Source organism: Haloarcula sp. JP-L23 (assembly GCF_011602445.1).
Taxonomy (GTDB): domain Archaea; phylum Halobacteriota; class Halobacteria; order Halobacteriales; family Haloarculaceae; genus Haloarcula; species Haloarcula pellucida.
Window position 1 is genome coordinate 93,854 of the sequence record NZ_CP050014.1, and the last position, 19,226, is coordinate 113,079.

Here is a 19,226-nt window from a genome sequence, read left to right on the forward strand (position 1 = left end):
CATCTGTTCTGGCGGGGTTGGTAAATGCTTTGTGTCTCTGAAAGATTCTATGTCAACATAACACAAACCCTGAGTAGCCAATGTTTAACACCGAAACGGTGCCATAGCTACCGAAATCAGTCGTTTTGGTCTGTTACTTCGTGAGTGTGACCAGGTTTGTGACACATTCATCTGGATCTCTCGCGTGCGAGCGAGACACAGGTGGAGAACGTGGATGAACAGCCTAGCGTCAACGCTTATCACGGCGCCACCAAATCTTCGACCAATGACAGGGGGCGACGGCTCCGGCCGTGACACCGCGCTCGGTGAGCGACCAGCCATCGACCCGCCCGAGTGGTTCGTCGACCAGGCGAACGTCGTCGACTCGTCGGTCTACGAGACGTTCGAACGGGAGTGGCCCGACTGCTGGGAACGAGCCGCGGACCTGCTCGACTGGGCGGACCCCTACGACGAGGTGTTTCGGGGCGGCGACGACCCGCCGTTCGAGTGGTTCCCCGGCGGTCGGCTGAACGCCGCCTACAACTGCATCGACCGGCACCTCCCCGAGCGCAAGAACCAGTTGGCGCTCATCTGGGAGGGGCATCTGGACGAGTCCCGGACCTACACCTACCGGGAACTGCACCGCGAGGTCAACGCCGTCGCGGCCGCGCTCCGCGAGAAGGGCGTCGAGGAAGACGACGTCGTCACCGTCTACCTGCCGATGGTGCCCGAACTCCCCGTCGTGATGCTGGCCTGCGTGCGTCTCGGCGTCGTCCACAACGTCGTGTTCGCGGGGTTTTCGGCCGACGCGCTGGCCGAGCGGATGGAGCGGACCGGGTCCGAGATGCTCGTGACCTGCGACGGCTACTACCGCCGGGGGAGCGCCGTCGCACAGAAGAACAAGGCCGACAACGCCCGAATCGCCGTCGAGCAGGACGTCTCGGTAGTCGTACTGGACATCCTGAGCCGGGACGTGCATTTAGGCGACGGTTACTACGACTACGACAGCCTGCGGGCGGCCCACGACGGCGAGACGGTCGCCCCAGTGCCACGGGACGCCACCGACACCCTCTTTCGCATCTACACCTCCGGCACCACCGGCGAACCGAAGGCCGTCGACCACACGACCGGGGGATACCTCGCCCACGTCGCGTGGACCTCCCGGTCCGTACTGGACATCAAGCCCGAAGACACCTACTGGTGTTCGGCCGACATCGGCTGGATTACGGGCCACTCCTACATCGTCTACGGGCCCCTCGCACTCGGGACGACGGCGGTGCTGTACAACGGCACGCCGGACCACCCCGAGAAGGACCGGGTCTGGGAGATCGTCGACCGGTACGCCGTCGACGTGTTCTACACCGCACCGACGGCCGTCCGAACGTTCATGAAGTGGGGCGAGGAGTACCCGGAGCGCCACGACCTCTCCAGTCTCCGGCTACTGGGGACCGTCGGCGAGCCCATCGACGAACGGGCGTGGCGGTGGTACCGCGAGCACATCGGCGGCGGCGAATGCCCCGTGGTCGATACGTGGTGGCAGACCGAGACGGGCGCCATCCTCGTCTCGACGCTGCCGGGCGTCGACGCGATGAAACCCGGCGCGGCGGGGAGACCGCTCCCCGGCATCGAGACGAGCGTGGTAGACCCCGCGGGCGAGGCCGTCGACGTGGACGAGGCGGGCGAACTCGTCGTCACGCGCCCGTGGCCGGGGATGCCGAGCGACCTGCGAACCGGAGAGGGGTGGGGCGCGGCGGCAACCTGTGGGGACGAGTGGCGTTACTACCCAGAGGACGGCGCGTCGGTCGACGTCGACGGCTACGTCACCGTCCTCGGGCGCGTCGACGACGCCATCAACGTCGCCGGGCGGCGCTTCAGCACGATGGAACTGGAGTCGGCCATCACCGGCGTCGAAGGCGTCGCGGAGGCCGCCGTCGTCGGCGCCTCCCACGAGACGACCGGCACCGCGCTCTACGCCTACGTCTCGCCGGAGGGAGGCTACACCGAGGCGGACCTGCGCGGGCGCATCGAGTCGGCCGTCGAAGACGCCATCGGCGGCGTCGCCACCCCGGAGACGGTGGTGTTTACGCCCGACCTGCCGAAGACCCGGTCGGGGAAGGTGATGCGACGCCTGCTGACCGCCGTGGCCAACGACGAGGAACTGGGCGACACCAGCGCGCTCCGAAACCCCGAGATACTCGGGGAGTTGCAGTCGGCGACGCCCGACCGGTGAGTTCTGTTTCGCCTTCGTGGATATTTCCGAAATATTTCGGCACGATAGCTCGGTCCATAGACAGCCACGTACCACTCCGTGGCAAGTTCTGTCGACTCGGCGGCCCGCACACTTATTTCGCACGTCTCCGAAAAGACGAAACGACATGGCAGAGCGGACGGACGTTCTCGGTGCGCGTGGATACGAACAGCTACGGCGCGCCGCCGAAACCCACCGAGAGGACCTCGTCTTGCGGTTCGGGGCGGAGGTGGGACTGCGCCCGGCGGAGATGACTCGGGTCCGACTGGCCGACGTGACGAGTACCGAGTCCCACTTCTTCTTGCGCGTGCGTGACGACGACGGCGTCGACCGGGAGGCGTACCTGCCGGCCGCCGTCGAACACGACATGCGGAAGTTCGCCAGCGCGGCCGACAGAGCGGCGGACGAACCGCTCCTGTCGGTGTCGGCCCGTCGCCTGCAGATGCTCGTCGGCGAGGTGGCCGACCGCGCCGCGGAGACCGCGCCGCGCCTCGGGGACGTCTCCTCGCGCGACCTGCGCTGGCGGTTCGCGGCGACTATGCTCTCGGAGGGCGTGCCGCCACAGGTCGTCTGTGCGCTCGGCGGATGGGACCGCCTCGCACGGTTGGAACCGCTGCTCGACGACCCGAACCGGGAAGCGGTGATTCGGGCTATCGAAGGTGCCGAAGACGCCCCGACGCCGGCCCGCCTCCGCCGGACCATCAAAGTCGCCGCCGACGTCGGCGAGTCGCTGGCCGTCGCGGCCACCGTCGAGGAGATAGAGCAGACAGTGTGTGACCGACTGGCGGACACAGAGGGGTTTCGCTTTGCGTGGGTGGCCGAACGGACCGGCGACGGGTTGACGCCGCGGACGGCTGCCGGTATCCGCGATAGTCGCATCGACGACCACCTGCAGGGACGGGGGGACGCCGCGGCGGCCGCGATGGACAGCCACGAGGTTCGCGTAGTCGAGGACGGCGAGGGGCCGATGGCGCTCGTCCCTATCATCCGGGACGACGACGCCGCGGGCGTGTTGGCCATCGGGACGACCGTCCACGTCGTCGACGCCGAACAGGACCTGCTTGCAGCGCTGGGCGCACAGGTCGGGGCGGCGCTGGCCGCCGTCGAGCGCAAGCGCCTCCTGCTCGCGGATACGGTCACGGAACTGGCCTTCGAGTGTACCGACGGCGGCGCGTTCACCGTGTCGCTGACCCGCACACTCGACTGCTCGCTCGAACTCTCTGGGGTCGTCCCCGTCGGCGGCCGCTCCCTGCTGTACTATCTGGTGGTCGACGGCGCGCCCGCGGGGCCCGCGCTCTCGTATGCGGCCGAGGACCCCGACATCGCCGACGCGCGCCTCATCGAGGACTACGGCGACGGCGCACTCCTCGAAGTCGTCGTGACGGCCGCGCCGACGCTCGATTTGGTCGAGAACGGCGCCCGGGTCCGCGGCCTCGCCGCCGAGAAGGGCACGGCGACCATCGAGGTGGAACTACCGGGCGACAGCAACCTCCGGGAGGTGGTCGACGCCGTCGTCGAGGCATACCCGGAGACGTCGCTGACTGCCAAACGCGAGACGGAGCGGCCCGCCGAGACCGACACGGGGTTTCGCGAACGCCTCTCGGACCGCCTCTCCGAGCGACAGTCGACGGTGCTGGCGGCCGCCTACCACAGCGGCTACTTCGAGTGGCCTCGCGGGACCACCGCCGAGGAACTCGCCGAGTCGCTGGACGTCTCCGCCCCGACGTTCCACAACCACCTCAGGAAGGCCCAGCAAAAGCTTCTGACGGCATTTTTCGCCGACACGCCCACCGAGCCGCCGACGGCACTTGGCGAACAAGTATCAACCAAGTATTCAGACAGTTAGACCCCCCGTTTATCAGTGACCCGTTGATTGTGGGTGATAGACCATGTCAGATGATGACGTTCAACTCGAAGCGCGACTCGAAGAACAGGAGGTCTTCGAGCCCCCGGCGTCGTTCGTCGAACAGGCGAACGTCTCGGACCCCGGTATCTACGAGGAGTTCGAGGAGAACTGGCCCGAGTGCTGGGAGCAGGCCGCCGAGTTGCTGGACTGGGAGGAGGACTACGACCAGGTACTCGACGACTCGAACCCGCCGTTCTACGAGTGGTTCACCGACGGGTCGCTGAACGCCTCGGCGAACTGTCTGGACCGGCATCTGGACGAGCGAGGCGACGAGGCGGCCATCGAGTGGGTCGGCGAACCGGTCGAGGAAGACAACATCACGTACACGTACGAGGACCTCCACCGCGAGGTCAACGAGTTCGCGGCCGCGCTCCGGGCGGAGGGCGTCTCCGAGGACGACGTCGTCACGATGTACATGCCGATGATACCGCAGTTGCCCATCGCGATGCTGGCCTGTGCCCGCATCGGCGCGCCGCACTCGGTGGTGTTCGCCGGGTTCTCTGCCGACGCGCTGGCGACACGGATGAACGCCGCCGACTCCGAGTATCTGGTCACCTGTGACGGTTACTACCGCCGCGGCGACCCCCTCGACCACCTCTCGAAGGCCAACGAGGGCTTAGCGGGCGTCGACCACGGCGTCGAAACGGTCGCCGTCGCCGAGCGACTTCGTGACGGTGACGGCTTCGACCACGACTACGCCGACAACCAGGTGGCCTTCGACGACCTCGTTGCCGACCACGAGGGCGAGACGGTCGACCCAGTCCCCCGTGACGCCGAGGACATGCTCTTTCTCATGTACACCTCGGGCACGACGGGCGAACCGAAGGGCGTGAAACACACCACCGGTGGCTATCTCTCCTACGCCGCGTGGACCTCTCAGGCCGTACTCGACGTCAAACCCGAGGACACCTACTTCTGTTCTGCCGACATCGGCTGGATCACCGGCCACTCCTACATCGTCTACGGGCCACTCGCACTCGGGACGACGACGATGATGTACGAGGGGACCCCCGACTACCCCGACAAGGACCGTCTCTGGGAAATCATCGAGGAGTACGAGGCGACCCAACTGTACACCGCGCCGACCGCGATTCGGGCCTTCATGAAGTGGGGCGAGGAGTACCCCGACAGCCACGACCTCTCCAGTCTGCGACTGCTTGGCACCGTCGGCGAACCCATCAACCCCCGGGCGTGGAAGTGGTACTACAAGCACATCGGCGACGAGTCCTGCCCGGTGGTCGACACGTGGTGGCAAACCGAGACGGGCGGCATGATGCTGACGACCCTCCCCGGCGTCGGCGACATGAAACCCGGGTCCGCCGGCCCGCCGTTGCCGGGCATCAGCGCCGACATCGTCGACGTGAGCGGCAGTCCCGTCGAGGCGGGACAGGCCGGCTACCTCGTCGTCAACAAACCGTGGCCCGGGATGCTCCGGACCCTGTACAACAACGACGAGCGGTTCATCGACGAGTACTGGCGCGAGTACTCCGACATCGACAGCGACGACCCGGCCGACTGGGTGTACTTCCCGGAAGACGGCGCGAAGATAGATCAGGACGGCTACATCACCGTGCTGGGCCGCGTCGACGACGTGCTGAACGTCTCCGGCCACCGCCTCGGGACCATGGAGATAGAGAGCGCCATCGTCGGCGTCGAAGGGGTCGCCGAGGCCGCCGTCGTCGGCGGCAAACACGAAATCAAGGGTGAGGCCGTCTACGCCTACGTCATCACCGAGGACGGCTACGAGGAGACCGATGAACTTCGGCAGGAGATAATCGAGGGCGTCGAGGACGCCATCGGCCCCATCGCCCGGCCCGAACAGGTCATCTTCACCCCTGAACTCCCCAAGACTCGGTCCGGGAAAATCATGCGCAGACTCCTCGAAGACATCGCCAACGGCGAAGAACTGGGTGACACCAGCACGCTCCGCAACCCGGACGTGGTAAGCGACATCCAGTCGAAGGTCGGCAGCGACTGAGCAGCACCGCTTTTCCAGCAGACCACCCCCCACAGCGAAACCACGGACACAACCATGGCAGACAGAGACACCCACGACTCGGACGGGCGGCCGTCAGTCCAGACGGACGGCGGCACCGCCACGCAAGCCGCACAGGCACACCAGAACACGAACTACCTCGACGAGGAGGTGAACCTGCTGAGCCCCAGCACGGCGTTCATGCGGGATCACCTCAAACTCGTCTGGACGAGTTTCATCGTCTGGGCGCTCATCGTCTTCGGGCCGGTGACGCTGACCGCCATCGCCCCCGGCGCGATGACGGCGACGATGCCGGTCATCGGCTTCCCGCTGCACTACTTCCTCGTCGCCTTCGGCGCGCCGACCGGCGCGCTCATCCTCGCGGCGGTGTACGCCCGCCAGCGGGACAAACTCGACGAGAAGTACGGTATCGACCACAGCACCGGCGGCCCCGAAGAGGGTGAAAGCAGCGAGGCCGGCGAGGCGACGGCCACCGACGGGGGTGTCGACCAGTGACGATTCCGTTGCAGGCCGAGGCGCTCGACATCTCGTTCAAACTCGTGCCGGCCATCATCGTCTTCCTGATGATGGCGTCGTTCCTCGTCATCGGCTACGTGTTCAAGGTGGCCGACACCGAGGGGATGTGGGTCGCCGGCCGCGGCATCGGGAACATCGAGAACGGGATGGCTATCGGCGCCAACTGGATGTCGGCGGCGTCGTATCTCGGACTGGCCGGCCTGGTCGCGCTGGCCGGCTTCTACGGCCTCGCGTTCATCGTCGGCTGGACCACCGGCTACTTCGTCCTGCTCATCTTCCTCGCGGCGCAGATGCGCCGCTTCGGGAAGTACACCGCGCCGGACTTCGTCGCCGACCGGTTCAACTCGCCGACGGCTCGCGCGCTGGCGGCCTTTACGACGCTGCTCATCGCGTACGTCTACTCGGTCGGACAGGCCCGCGGCATGGGGCTGGTCGGCCAGTACGTCTTCGGGCTGGACATCGTCCCGATGATAATCGTGATGATGACCATCACCGTCGGCTACCTCGCGCTCTCGGGCATGCTGGGTGCGACGAAGAACATGGCCGTGCAGTACGTCATCCTCATCGTCGCGTTCCTCGCCGGCGTCTACGTCGTCGGCTTCACGCAGGGGTACTCGACGATTCTCCCGCAGATAGAGTACGGGATGCTGATCAACGACCTGAGCCGAGAGTTCTCGGCCCCGTTCCGGAACGCCTCGTACTACCTCTGGATCGCGACGGCGTTCTCGCTCATCTTCGGGACCTGTGGCCTCCCGCACGTGCTCGTGCGGTTCTACACGGTCAAGAGCGAACGAACCGCGCGCTGGTCCACGGTCTGGGGGCTGTTCTTCATCCTCCTGCTGTACTGGGCCGCCCCCGCGATGGCCGCGTTCGGCGTCGACCTGTTCGCGCAGGTCAACAACATCTCGCCGGACGCCGTCTTCACGGGCGAACAGGCGATGACCGGCGCGGAAGGTGACGTCATCGTCGTCCTCGCCGCGCAGTTCGCCGACCTCCCGACGTGGTTCGTCGGCCTCGTCGCGGCCGGCGCGATGGCCGCAGCTATCGCGACGACCGCGGGGCTGTTCATCACGGCCTCCTCGGCCGTCGCCCACGACATCTACGCCGAACTCATCAACCCCGACGCGACCCAGCGCCAACAAGTCCTCATCGGCCGCGCGACCATCGTCGCCATCGGCGCACTCGTGACGGTGACCGCGTTCAACCCGCCGGCGCTCATCGGCGAACTCGTCGCCTACGCGTTCTCGCTCGCGGGGACCGTGCTGTTCCCGATGTTCTTCCTCGGCCTCTGGTGGGAGAACACCAACCGACAGGGGGCGCTGGCGGGGATGTCCGTCGGCCTCCTGCTGTGGATCACGTCGATTATCAACAGCGTCCTGCCGGCCTACATCGGTGCGCTTGCGAACATCGCCGGTGGCTCCGGGCAGGCGCTCGTCCCCATCTACGCACAGTACGTGCCGCCTATCGGCGCCGCGCTGGTCGGGACGCCGCTGGTGTTCATCGTGACCATCGCCGTCTCGCTTGCGACGCCGGAACCGCCGATGGAGACCAAGCGGATGGTCCGGCAGTGTCACAGCCCCGAACCGATGGGCCAGCAACAGACCGCCGAAGACATCGTCTCCGGCAGCGGCGGCGAGACGCCCGCTGACGACTAACAATGTACGAGAACATCCTCATCCCGACGGACGGAAGCGACACGGCGAACGTGGCGGTCGACCACGCCGTCGACCTCGCAGAGAAGTACGGCGCGAAACTGCACGCGCTGTACGTCGTCGACATCGACGCGGTGAACTTCGGTCTCGGCACCGAGCAAGTCGATCGCATCAAGCAAGGCAACTTCGGCGAGATGACCGAACTAGAGGAGAAAGCCAACGAGGCCACCGGCATCGTCGCGGCGGCCGCCGCGGACCACGGCATCGACGTCCACGAGGAGGTCCGGGTCGGCGCGCCACACGAGGTCATCGCCGGCTACGCCGACGCGAAGGACGTCGACCTCGTCGTGATGGGCAGTCACGGCCGGTCGGGCGTCCGCCGGGCCCTGCTCGGGAGCGTCACCGAACGCGTTCTGCGCTCGACGCACGTCCCCGTGCTGGTGGTCGACGAGCACGAGGAGCACGAAGAGGGCGCGGAGGCCTGACCGATGTCTATGGTCTCGGGGAAACGCCTGCTCGAAACCGTCGGCGAGCACGTCCGTGAGCACCGCTCCGGAATGTTCGTCGACCTCGTGTTCGCCATCGCGTGGGTGACAGTCGTCACCGTCGTCTTCGACCTCCTGCCGGGCGGTCCGCAGTGGCTCTACTACCTCACGCTGTTGGGCGGCGTCGTGGCGTACTTCGGCTTCTTCGCGTCGCTGGAGGCCGTCCGCGAGGGCGACGGCTAGTCCCTCGTTCGTCGTTTTCCGACCGCCGAAGCGTCGTGACACCGTCCGCTATCGGCGGTCCCTGCCGTCAGTCGGCGCCATGGCTGCTCGGCGGGTCGTTCCGCCCACCGCCTCGCGTTTCGAGGACCCTCACTGCGCTCGGCTGCTCCCTACTGCTCCGCGGTTCCCTTCGGTCACCGCGTCGCTTCGAGGGCCACTCACTGCGTTCGTGCCCCTCGCTACTCCCCGCTCATCGCTTCGCTCGCCATGTTCCGTCCCTGCGCGTTCAGGCTGACCTCCGTCCGGGTCCGGACCTTGTCCACCGCACCGACGTCGAGCAGTTTCTGATAGATCTCCTCGACGTCGTCGGGGGTCGTCCCGACGAATTCGGCCATCTCGAACGGCGAGACGCCGGAGTACAGCGCCATCAACACCTGACTCTCCATCTCGGTGAGTTCGTAGTCGTCCGAGCGGCGCTCGACGACCTGTGAGAACAGTCGTCCGAGGGCGTCCGTGTGGTGGGGCATCCCGGAGAAGTGCGTCTCGACGCTCCGGTCCTGTTCGTCGGTGTGCTCGACTTCGACGACGGTACGCGCCTCGCCCATGACCGTGCTCTCGCTGGTCTCGATGGTCCCGACGTCCTCGATGTCGAAGACGGTCGACCCGCCGCCGGGGAACTGCAGGCGGACCTCCTCGTCGTCCAGTCGGAAGCGGGCCTTGGTCCACTCGGCGTCGTCCTGAATGACGCCGCCGACGACGGCCGGGTGGCGCGCGAGGATGACCGCGCCGTGGAGCGTCGCCCGGCAGTACTCGAACGCGAAGTCGTCGAGGGACGTCGCGTCGACCAGCAGGACGTTCCCACCCACTTTCAGCGCGGTGGCGTCGGCCGGCACCCCGTCGGGGACCGTCGATTCGTCGTCCACGAGCGCTATCTTCGAGTGGGGAATCGGTTGTTTGCCGTCGTTGGTCGCCAGCACGAGACGTTTGTTGGTGACGATAAGCCGGCAGGAGCGCCACTGCGGGTCGGCGACCGGGTCGCCGTCCCGGACGACGTACTGGTAGTCGCCGGACGTGTCGAGTATCTTCCGTTCGTCACCACTCATAGCCGCAGTCGTCCGTGAGTTGTCGCCGGCACCTATATAAGTTCCAGCACCGCGCTCACAGCGCCACCAGCAGGCCACCGACGACGCCGAGGCCGCCAAACACCGTACACACCGCCCAGAACGGGACCTGCCGCACCAGACGGACGAGGGCGTCGACGGTGAGGTAGCCAACGGCGGCGCTGACCGCGAGGGCGACGACGGCTTCGACCGGCGCTATCGACGGGAGCCCCGTGTCGGCGAGGACGAGGGCGTTGGCCGCGAGCGCGGCCGGAATCGAGAGGAGAAAGGAAAAGCGCAAGGAAGACTCACCGTCGTGGCCGCGCAAGAGGAGGGCGCTGACGGTGGTCCCGGAACGGGAGACGCCCGGCAGGATGGCAAGCCCCTGCAACCCGCCGACGAGGATGGCGTCGATCCAGTCCGGCCGGGTGCGCTCGCCCAGCGACAGCGCGGCGGCGGATCGCTGGACGAGACCGGTCAACACGAGCAAGCCGCCGACCAACGCCAGAAACAGGCCGCCTTCGAGTTCGGAGACGACCGCATCGAGCGCGAGGTACGCCGGAAGGCCCGTGACGCCGGTCGCCATCGTGGCGAGGACGAGAAAGGAGAGGTCCGCCGTCTCGTCGGCGAAAGGACGCCGGGAGAGGGCAGTCAGCGAGTCCAGCACGTCCCTGACTTCACCGCGGTAGTACGCAACGGCGGCGACGGCCGTCCCGGCGTGCAAGAAGAGCGCCAACCGAGTGGCGTCGCCCGGGTCGAGTCCCGCGAGCGCCGTCGACGCGATGGCGACGCCCCCCTCGCTGGAGACGGGAATCCACTCCAGAACTCCCTGCAACAGACCCAACAGGACGGCGACGAGAATCGGATGCACGGTTACGGGGCGGTCAGCCGCGAGCAAAGGTGGTTCGGTCTTCTGTTCCAGCGTGTGGAGTCACCAGTATATATACCGCTGCCGTTCAACAGGTGGTATGCAACTGGGTGGAGTCGCTGACCTCCTTGCCCCGTTTCCCGCGTGGCAGGGGTTCGCCGTACTGATTATCGCTGGCCTCGTTCTCGGATTCCTCGTCCGCGTCGTCGGCGACCGCTACCTCAAGCGGGTGACCGCCCGTATCGACGGCGAGGTCGACGACATCGTCCTCCGCGGGGTTCACTCGGCGCTCTATGTCACGCTGAGCGTCGCCGGCGTCTACGTCGGGACGCAGGTGTACGACGTCTCACCGGACCTCGCGGTGCCGCTCGAGGCCGGGACGCTCTCGGTCATCATCGTCGTCTGGGCGGTGACGCTGATGCGGGTCGGGCGAAAAGCCTCGAACGCCGCCACGGACACGCGCTACATCGACCGACAGGTCGTCCCCATCCTCCAGAACGTCTGGAGCGCGGTGGTCGCCGGTGTCAGCGTCTTACTCTTGCTCGTCCTCTGGGACATCAATCCGACGCCGCTACTGGCGTCGGCCGGCCTCATCGGTATCATCGTCGGACTGGCCGCCCGTGACACGCTGGCGAACTTCTTCGGGTCGCTGTCGCTGTATCTGGACGGGACCTACAAGGTCGGCGACTACGTCGTGCTGGAGACCGGCGAACGCGGCCGCGTCGAGGACATCTCCGTGCGCTCGACGGTCATCCGGACCCGCGACGACATCCTCGTCACCGTCCCCAACTCGAAACTCTCCAACGCCGCCATCGTCAACGAGTCCACCCCGAAGCAAAAGCGTCGCATCCGCGTTCCCATCGGCGTCGCCTACGGCACCGACATCGACGCCGTCGAGGAGATACTCACGACGGTGGCCGAGGAAGAGGGACTGGTCATCGACCGACCCAAGCCCAGAGTTCGCTTCCGGGAGTTCGGCGAGTCCGCGCTGAACTTCGAACTCCTGTGCTGGGTGTCGAACCCGGCGCTGAACGCGCGCGCCATCCACAACCTCAACAGCGCCATCTACGAGCGCTTCCAGTCGGCCGGCGTCGAGATTCCGTTCCCACAGCGGGACGTCTCGGTGTCGGTGACGGACGTACCCGGAAACCTGTTCCAGCAGTCCCGGGAGGGATTCCCGACCGACAGCGGCCGCGACGACGCGTGAGACGTAGCGAGGTCGAAACGCAGTTACGGACCGGCCGCGTCGCACAGACAATGACCGTACTGGAGGACGCGCGGGCCGCGCTGGACACCGGGCCACTCTGTGACGCCTGTCTCGGACGGCTCTTTGCCGACCGGAGTTTCGGGCTGACCAACGCCGAACGGGGCCACGCGCTACGGGTGACGCTCGCGCTCGAAGCCGACGACGACTTCGAGGCCGGTGATGACTGCTGGGTCTGTGAGGGAGAGTGTGACCGCATCGAGTGGTGGGCCCAACAGGCCGCCACCGCCGTCCGCGGCTACGACTTTTCGACGTATCAGGTCGGGACGAAAGTCCCGCCGTTACTGGAGGAGAACGACGCTCTCCTCCGGGAGGACGTGGGGCTGGACGAGGACGCCGGCGAGGCGCTGAAGACGGAACTCAACCGCGAGGTGGGCAAGCGAATCGGCGACCTGACCGGCGCCGAGGTCGAGTTCGGCCGGCCGGAGGTCCAGTTCACGCTCGACCTCTCGACGGACGAGGTCGACGCGCGCGTCAACTCCGCGTTCGTCTACGGCCGGTACCGAAAACTGAAGCGTGACATCCCCCAGACGAAGTGGCCCTGCAACGACTGCAACGGCACTGGCCGCTGGCAGGGCCAGCCCTGTGACGGCTGTGACGGCACCGGCTACCGCTACGACGAGAGCGTCGAGCAACTGACCGCGCCCGTCGTCGAGGAGGCCATGGACGGCGACGGCGCGACGTTCCACGGTGCCGGCCGCGAGGACGTCGACGCCCTGATGCTCGAATCCGGCCGCCCGTTCGTCATCGAGGTCGACGAACCCCGCACTCGCGACGTCGACACCGACGCGCTCGAAGCGGACGTCAACGAGTTCGCCGATGGGAAAGTCGAGGTGGAGGGCCTCCGACTGGCGACCCACGAGATGGTCGAACGCGTGAAGGAACTGGACGCCTCGAAGACCTACCGGATGGACGTCGAGTTCGAGGAACCCGTGACGGAGGACGCTTTGCGGGAGGCGCTGGACGAACTCGAAGGGACGACCGTCGAACAGGAGACGCCACAGCGGGTGGCCCACCGCCGCGCTGACCTCACGCGCACCCGCGACGTGTACGCCGCCAGCGGCGAACTGGTCGACGAGACTCACGCCGACATCCGCATCCACGGCGAGGGCGGCCTCTACGTGAAGGAACTGGTCTCCAGCGACGAAGGGCGAACGGAGCCGAGTCTGTCCGGTCTGCTGGGGGTCGGCGCCGTGGTGACCGCGCTGGACGTCGTCGACGTGGAGGGAGAGGACGAACCGTTCGCGAAGGCCGAGTTCCTCAAAGAGTAGCGAAGCCACGGACGACGGCCTCTCTGGAGAAGCAATTAAGTCCGTTCTAACGCCCGTATCCACCGTCTGAACGGAATGCCGTAGTTATAACCCGTGAGTGGATCGGGGTAGCCTGCTTGGTTTATATGCGAGAGACCGACACCGGTGTCTCACGACGGGCGGTACTGAAACGAGGAACGATAGCGGCCGGTGTGTTGGGCCTCGGCGGGCTCGCCGGGCCGGCGGCCGCAGACAGCACTGTCTCTGGCGGAGGTGACGCGCTCCAGAGCGCCATCAACGACGCCGGCGACGGCGACACGCTCAAAGTGACCGATTCGGCAACCTACGATGCCTTGTTTTGCCGCTGATTAACGGCAGTCTCAGACGCACCTACGGGAAGATTCCGTCAAGCTAACCGGGAAATGGACGCCGTCTGGCGATATGGCATCGCTCAGACGGCTCGCACGGATGTGTCGGGACCTTGCCAAACAACACGTAGACGATCCGGACGTACCCGCCGCGCCGGATGGCGCGGACGGGTACGCCGAGTGGGTACAGATCGCGTTGATTCTGTACCGTGTCGAACTGGAGAAGAGTCTCCGTGAGACTGAAGACTACCTCAACGAGATGCCCGGTATTCTCGCCGTGTTCGGCCTCAACGAGGCACCGCACTACAGCTCGCTGTGCCGGTGGGAACAAGAGTACCGGATGCGTGAACTCCGCCGCCTGCTCCGCCGAAGCGCGGAGCAGGCGGGCTGGAGTGGCGAAGCCGCGATTGACGCGAGCGGCTTCCAGCGCGATCAAACCAGCTACCACTACCGCGACCGCGCGAATTACTCATTCCAGTCGATGAAGACAACGATCTTGATCGACGTGAACTCGCTAGCGATCAAGGACGTTCACTACACGACGCAGAAGGCGTGGGACGGCCACATCGGGATGCAGGTCTTCCGCCGGAACGCGGAAGACCTGCGTGTACTGTCTGCTGACGCGAACTACTCGTGGAGCGACCTCCGTGAGGAGTGTCGCTCCAACTCAACGCGACCGTTGATCAAGCACAGAGAGCAAACACCGTTGCAAAAGGCCCACAACGCCCGAATGAACCAGGACTACAACCAGCGCTGGATGAGTGAAACCGGCTTCTCGCAGTTGAAGGAAGACGACGGCGAGAAGCTCCGCTCCCGGACGTGGCACGGCCAGTTCCGGGAGCTGACACGGAAGTGCATCATCCATAACCTGACGCAGGCGGCGAGTTAAGGGCTCGCCGCCTGCTCCCTTTCTCCGGACGTATCCGGGAGAGGCATCGCCGTCGTCACCGAACCAACGGAGCAAGATACCATAGTTTTGACCCTTCAGCAGACACCGTGAGTGGCCGCTACTGCATCTTCTGAATTCAAAAACTCGTCTCTGACGCTGTGAGACTGGGGGAAATTGACCCTATCCCGACGCTGTCTTGCGTTCAACAAGGCAACCTACGACCCAATCGTCGTCGACGTCTCAGTGACCATCGAGACGGACGGCGACCCCACAATCGATGGCGACGGCGGAACGAACGCAGCCGTCAGTATCGAGGCCGACGGTGTGACGCTGGATGGCCTGACGGTGACGAACCCCGATGGCCTGCTCGGAGTGAAGCTCGAACGAGGCTTCGACGACGCCACTATCGTGAACAACACCGTCGAAGACACCGGGCCGACTGGGCGTCGCCGGTATCGTCGTGGGCCAGGGCGACCACGGCGGCGTCGAGATAGCGAACAACACGATTCAGAACCTCGATCAGGAGACGACAGAGAGTTCGGGGTTCCCGACGGCCAACGGCATCCTCTTCGACGCCGATAACGCCGACCCCGGCACCGTAACGGATACGACGGTGAACAGCAACACCATCGAAGGCGTCGAGAGCGACCTCGCGTCGCTGGGCATTGTCGTCCAGCACAACACGGACGCCGTCAACGTCGACGACAACGAGATACGCGATCTCGTCGCGGCAAGCGACACCGACTCCGACCCATCCGACGGGGAGGACTTCGGCTTCACGTTCGCACAGGGCGTCAGTATCGGAATTAGCGATAATATCACAGGCCAGGCCCTCACCACGACTGCAGATACGACTATCGCCGGCAACGTCATCGAGGATATCACGAGCGCGGCGGGATATTCCCGAGGCAGTGAAAATCGACGGCGACGGGAGCGGGCTCACGTTCAGATCGAACCAGTTCCTCGTCGCCGTCGGCCTCAACAACCGGAACGGAACCGATGGCGGGAGACGAGTTCCGTCTGACGACCCCGAAGTCGACGCGAGGGACAACTGGTGGGGCAGTCCCGACGGCCCGAGGAAGCCACGTACATTGACCTCCTCCTTCGCGTGAATGCGGAGGAATCCCACCACAGGATTTTAGACCGAGTGTCACGGCCTGTTGGTTTCAAGACGCATACGTTCCACACGTCCCCTGCTGGGTTTCAGCATCGGTGTGGCTGTCTTGTGGCCCGGTCAAAGAGGCCCCATCCGTAGCCGAGTCATCGGCACCAGCCTTCTGCCGGGAAGCCCGGTCGCTTTGGCGGTGACTCTCTCCACTACGGTAGCGGTCTGCAATGTTTATCGCCCCGTTCACGTCGGCTTGGTACTCACCGACCCAACAGTCATCGTTCGAGCATCTGAACGTCGCTTGTCGTGGCCGGTATCCGTGTCACCGCACGCGTGGCACGCCTTCGACGTGTTGCGGGGATTCACCGTTTCGACGGGAATCCCTTTCTCGGCGGCTTTGTAGCGAATCTGTGCGTGGAGCTTGGCAAAGCCCCATCCATGCAACCGCCGATTCATGTACTCGCCGTAGTCCATGTTCTCGCGGATGTACGTCAAGTCTTCCAGCACCAGCACTGGATTCTCGACAGATTCGGCGTACGCCACGACCTCGCGGGCCACACGGTGGAACACGTCGTCAATCTGGTCCCACAGTGCGTCACCGTAGGACGCTGCGATTCGCTCACTGCCACGCTTCTGAAGCCGTCTTGTGGCTGTGAAATAGGTCTTGCGGAGCCGACGAACGGTTTTGCCGTCGTCGGCCCACAGTTCGGGGCGCGTCGGAGAACCGTGTTCGTCGCGGTGACACACCGTGACGAGACTCGCTTCTCCGATGTCCACGCCTATCGGCGTCCGCTCGTCGGCGGACGCCGCAGATTGGTCCTCCACGTCGCGGGTAGCGGTGACGTGGAGATACCACGTCCCGTTCCGCTCGAACAGCCGACTTTCACCCATCTCGGCGTCGTCTGCGTACACCGCTTCCAGCCACTCCCGCTGTTCGGGATTGGGCTGTGCCGGTATCCAGAGGTGGTAATCCTCGTGGTGCGGGATTTTGGCGTACCACTCGATAGCGTTCTGTGGTTGGTAGTCAAGTTGCAGTCCTTCGTTGGTGAATCGCACCGGATGGTCGTCGTGAAGCTCGTCGGCGTCGTAGCTGTCGTGGAGTTGCGGGACGTACTTTTTGAGAGCGTTTTTCGCGTAGCCACTCAGATCGTACTCGACAACCACATCGTTGGCCGCTGACTGTGTGTCACAGCCAGCGGCGAACGTGGCTTGAAGTGCCTGCTGGTACGCGTCCCGCGTCTCACGAAGCTTCTGTCGCTTGTGGAGGTTGGGGTCCACAAGCTTCAGTTCGAGCGTTTTTGTGACCTCACCCATCGCGCCGTACTCCACTTTTCAGTTGTGAGGGATATATAACTCAGCGATCCAGAGTGAAAGTGAAACGGTGGGAAATCTGGGACTGCAATAGAACGGTGGACTGTCACACACTACTGTCCGCTCGACCCCCGCCTGTTCGCTCCTCGGTTCGGACAGAGTGTCGGAACACTTGTCGCTCACGGGAAGGCGGGGGTATGCGCTCGTATCTGTATCAGGACGCCGACGACGACGAACAGAGCGACGTCGTCGGCAACGTCAAGTTCGAGCCCTTCCTCCGGCGACCGCCGGGCAGCGATAACGGACGGGGTAACGATGCCCCGGGCCGGCAAAAATGAGAGACCGCACCATCGTCTCCTCGACAATGGTGGGGACGGACCGATGGGACGGGTCACCGGTGAGGCCGAATCTCGCGTGACCGACGGGTCTCGACCGCGTCGTCAGTCGCCGATACTGTCCGTCGGAAACGACTGCAGGCGCTCGACGTTCTCCGCGACCGATGTCAGCGCCGTCTGAAGCCGGTCAGTCGCGGCCACGAGATCCGCTTCCTGACTGTACGTGACCAGTCCACACTCCTCAAGAATAGGGATGTGCGTGTGGTAAAGCCGAAAGTACGTATCGCGGAGTTGTTCGCCCGAGAGTGCCGTGACGTCCGTATCGTGCTGGCATTCGACGACCAGTTCCGCGAGGTCGGGCAACGTCAACTGCCGGTGGTGGTCTAGACATGCGAGCGCGAGACGGCGCTCTTCGGCGGCGAGTGCCCGGTAGACGCGGTCCAGTTCGACCATCGTCGGTCGGGAATACGCTCACGAATGTCAATCTTGCGAATAGTTGTGAGCTACCTGATTCGAGGAGAGAGTCCCGGCGTTCAGGCCGGGCATGAATCCGACAACACCCTCACGTACACAACGTGTAGGATGGCCGGGGTCGTGTGTCACTGCAACTCACTCGGGAAAACTGGAGGTGGGTTGGCGTTCCTCCATCATCAAAAACGCGAGCCTGCCCAAGTGAGGCTTGGACGTGAGTCCGAGTCGGGCCGATGGCACGGCCTGTGCGGTGCGAGCGGATACCCAAGCACACCACGCCTCTCCCGAGGCCCGAAGCATCACGCACGAACCGGAGTACCGCCGTCCGGCGGGAATCTTGCCCCCGTTGGAGTCGGGGCCAGCCCGACCCCAAGCGCGGGGAAACCTCGGCGTTTACTCCGAGGAGGATGTCATCGATGGCTTCGGTCGATTCGGAGCGACCACAACGACTATCGTCGCGCCCCCAGACCGACCAGCCATGCGATTCGGCGTCGACGAGGCCGGGAAAGGACCCGTACTGGGGTCGATGTTCGCCGCCGCGGTCCGGGCCGACCCGGCGGCGCTCCCGGACGGCGTGGGCGACTCGAAGGGCATCGCGCCGGACCGTCGCGAGCGACTGGACGAGTCGATACGCGAAACGGCCGACGCCGTTGCCGTCGCCGAGGTACCGGTCGAGCGAATCGACGACCCGGAGACGGACATGAACACGCTGACCGTCGCGGCCCACGGCGAGGCGCTGGCAGGGGTCGCGGCGGACGGCCTCGCCGGGACCGTCGACGCGGGCGACACCGACGCCGAGCGGTTCGGTCGCCGCGTGGCCGGCCGCGTCGACGCGACGGTGACCGTCGACGCCGAACACGGCGCCGACGAGACGGACCCGCTGGTGGGCGCGGCCTCTATCGTGGCGAAAGTGGCCCGCGACGCACACGTCACGTCGCTCTCCGAGGCGTACGGCGCTGTCGGGTCCGGATATCCGAGCGACCCGACGACGCGAGCGTTCCTCGCGGACTACGTCGACGAACACGGCGAACTGCCCGACTGCGCGCGAGCGTCGTGGTCGACCTGCGAGGACGTCCTCGCGGCGGCCGAACAGGCGACGCTCGGCGAGTTCTGAGAAGAAAACCCCGCGAACGCGGCTTGGACCTGGACGGGAGATGTTTTCGACAGCCCCTGCGGCCCTTCCAACACTCGTGTCAGCGTTTAGCCGGGCTTGCACCGGCCTTGTCCTTGCGGACTTTAGCTGGGCTCGCACCAGCCT

At 65.5% G+C, this 19,226-nt stretch carries 17 protein-coding genes and 1 pseudogene; 14 read left to right on the plus strand and 4 right to left on the minus strand.

The genetic code is table 11. From position 1 onward, the window contains the following. Nucleotides 1–265: 265 nt before the first annotated feature. From acs (G9465_RS00420) to G9465_RS00450, 7 genes are all read left to right on the plus strand, one after another. The gene (gene acs, locus G9465_RS00420) at nucleotides 266–2,209 is read left to right on the plus strand and encodes an acetate--CoA ligase (protein ID WP_166966480.1); all 1,944 of its coding nucleotides are present in this window, start codon (nucleotides 266–268) and stop codon (nucleotides 2,207–2,209) included. Nucleotides 2,210–2,354: 145 nt separating this feature from the next. After that, complete coding sequence (locus G9465_RS00425) at nucleotides 2,355–4,073, plus strand: bacterio-opsin activator domain-containing protein (protein WP_166966482.1); 1,719 nt, start codon at nucleotides 2,355–2,357, stop codon at nucleotides 4,071–4,073. Nucleotides 4,074–4,116: 43 nt separating this feature from the next. After that, nucleotides 4,117–6,111: an acetate--CoA ligase gene (gene acs, locus G9465_RS00430; RefSeq protein WP_166966484.1), complete on the plus strand. Its 1,995-nt coding sequence runs from the start codon at nucleotides 4,117–4,119 to the stop codon at nucleotides 6,109–6,111. 54 nt (nucleotides 6,112–6,165) lie between these two features. Beyond that, nucleotides 6,166–6,624, plus strand: a complete 459-nt coding sequence (locus G9465_RS00435; protein WP_166966486.1) for a DUF4212 domain-containing protein — start codon at nucleotides 6,166–6,168, stop codon at nucleotides 6,622–6,624. After that, nucleotides 6,621–8,300, plus strand: a complete 1,680-nt coding sequence (locus G9465_RS00440; RefSeq protein WP_166966488.1) for a cation acetate symporter — start codon at nucleotides 6,621–6,623, stop codon at nucleotides 8,298–8,300. Before G9465_RS00435 ends, G9465_RS00440 begins: the two co-directional genes overlap by 4 nt. A gap of 2 nt (nucleotides 8,301–8,302) precedes the next feature. Beyond that, nucleotides 8,303–8,782, plus strand: a complete 480-nt coding sequence (locus tag G9465_RS00445) for a universal stress protein (RefSeq protein WP_166966490.1) — start codon at nucleotides 8,303–8,305, stop codon at nucleotides 8,780–8,782. Nucleotides 8,783–8,785: 3 nt separating this feature from the next. Beyond that, complete coding sequence (locus tag G9465_RS00450) at nucleotides 8,786–9,025, plus strand: hypothetical protein (RefSeq protein WP_227015656.1); 240 nt, start codon at nucleotides 8,786–8,788, stop codon at nucleotides 9,023–9,025. Between the two features lie 218 nt (nucleotides 9,026–9,243). Here G9465_RS00450 and G9465_RS00455 read toward each other — a convergent pair whose 3' ends face one another. Continuing rightward, a complete protein-coding gene (locus G9465_RS00455) occupies nucleotides 9,244–10,107 on the minus strand; it encodes a CheF family chemotaxis protein (RefSeq protein WP_166966492.1) in 864 nt (287 codons plus the stop codon). A 55-nt stretch (nucleotides 10,108–10,162) separates the two neighbouring features. Beyond that, on the minus strand, nucleotides 10,163–10,975 hold the full coding sequence (locus G9465_RS00460) for an undecaprenyl-diphosphate phosphatase (RefSeq protein ID WP_166966494.1): 813 nt from the start codon (nucleotides 10,973–10,975) through the stop codon (nucleotides 10,163–10,165). 97 nt (nucleotides 10,976–11,072) lie between these two features. On the opposite strand from G9465_RS00460, the gene G9465_RS00465 reads away from it, so the two are divergent. The 5 genes from G9465_RS00465 (at nucleotide 11,073) to G9465_RS00485 (ending at nucleotide 15,767) form a co-directional block, all read left to right on the plus strand. Next, nucleotides 11,073–12,179, plus strand: a complete 1,107-nt coding sequence (locus G9465_RS00465; protein ID WP_166966496.1) for a mechanosensitive ion channel family protein — start codon at nucleotides 11,073–11,075, stop codon at nucleotides 12,177–12,179. 50 nt (nucleotides 12,180–12,229) lie between these two features. Further along, nucleotides 12,230–13,507 carry a tRNA pseudouridine(54/55) synthase Pus10 gene (locus G9465_RS00470; protein WP_166972817.1) on the plus strand — a complete coding sequence of 426 codons (1,278 nt, stop codon included), beginning with the start codon at nucleotides 12,230–12,232 and terminating at the stop codon, nucleotides 13,505–13,507. Between the two features lie 125 nt (nucleotides 13,508–13,632). Continuing rightward, nucleotides 13,633–13,854, plus strand: a complete 222-nt coding sequence (locus G9465_RS00475; RefSeq protein ID WP_166966498.1) for a twin-arginine translocation signal domain-containing protein — start codon at nucleotides 13,633–13,635, stop codon at nucleotides 13,852–13,854. Between the two features lie 73 nt (nucleotides 13,855–13,927). Continuing rightward, nucleotides 13,928–14,743, plus strand: a complete 816-nt coding sequence (locus G9465_RS00480; protein ID WP_166966501.1) for an IS5 family transposase — start codon at nucleotides 13,928–13,930, stop codon at nucleotides 14,741–14,743. Between the two features lie 460 nt (nucleotides 14,744–15,203). Beyond that, the gene (locus tag G9465_RS00485; protein WP_166966503.1) at nucleotides 15,204–15,767 is read left to right on the plus strand and encodes a hypothetical protein; all 564 of its coding nucleotides are present in this window, start codon (nucleotides 15,204–15,206) and stop codon (nucleotides 15,765–15,767) included. Between the two features lie 142 nt (nucleotides 15,768–15,909). On the opposite strand, the pseudogene G9465_RS00490 reads toward G9465_RS00485, so the two are convergent. After that, nucleotides 15,910–17,165 (minus strand): annotated as a pseudogene (locus G9465_RS00490) (RNA-guided endonuclease InsQ/TnpB family protein). Between the two features lie 194 nt (nucleotides 17,166–17,359). Between G9465_RS00490 and G9465_RS00495 the strand changes: the two are divergent. Continuing rightward, nucleotides 17,360–17,500, plus strand: coding sequence for a hypothetical protein (locus tag G9465_RS00495; protein ID WP_166966505.1), 141 nt, complete (start codon nucleotides 17,360–17,362; stop codon nucleotides 17,498–17,500). 102 nt (nucleotides 17,501–17,602) lie between these two features. Here the strand turns inward: G9465_RS00495 and G9465_RS00500 are convergent, their stop codons facing one another. After that, nucleotides 17,603–17,950: a hypothetical protein gene (locus G9465_RS00500; protein ID WP_166966507.1), complete on the minus strand. Its 348-nt coding sequence runs from the start codon at nucleotides 17,948–17,950 to the stop codon at nucleotides 17,603–17,605. 496 nt (nucleotides 17,951–18,446) lie between these two features. Between G9465_RS00500 and rnhB the strand changes: the two genes are divergently transcribed. Then, nucleotides 18,447–19,082 (plus strand): ribonuclease HII, encoded by a 636-nt coding sequence (gene rnhB, locus G9465_RS00505; protein WP_166966509.1) that lies wholly within the window; start codon nucleotides 18,447–18,449, stop codon nucleotides 19,080–19,082. Nucleotides 19,083–19,226 lie beyond the last annotated feature (144 nt).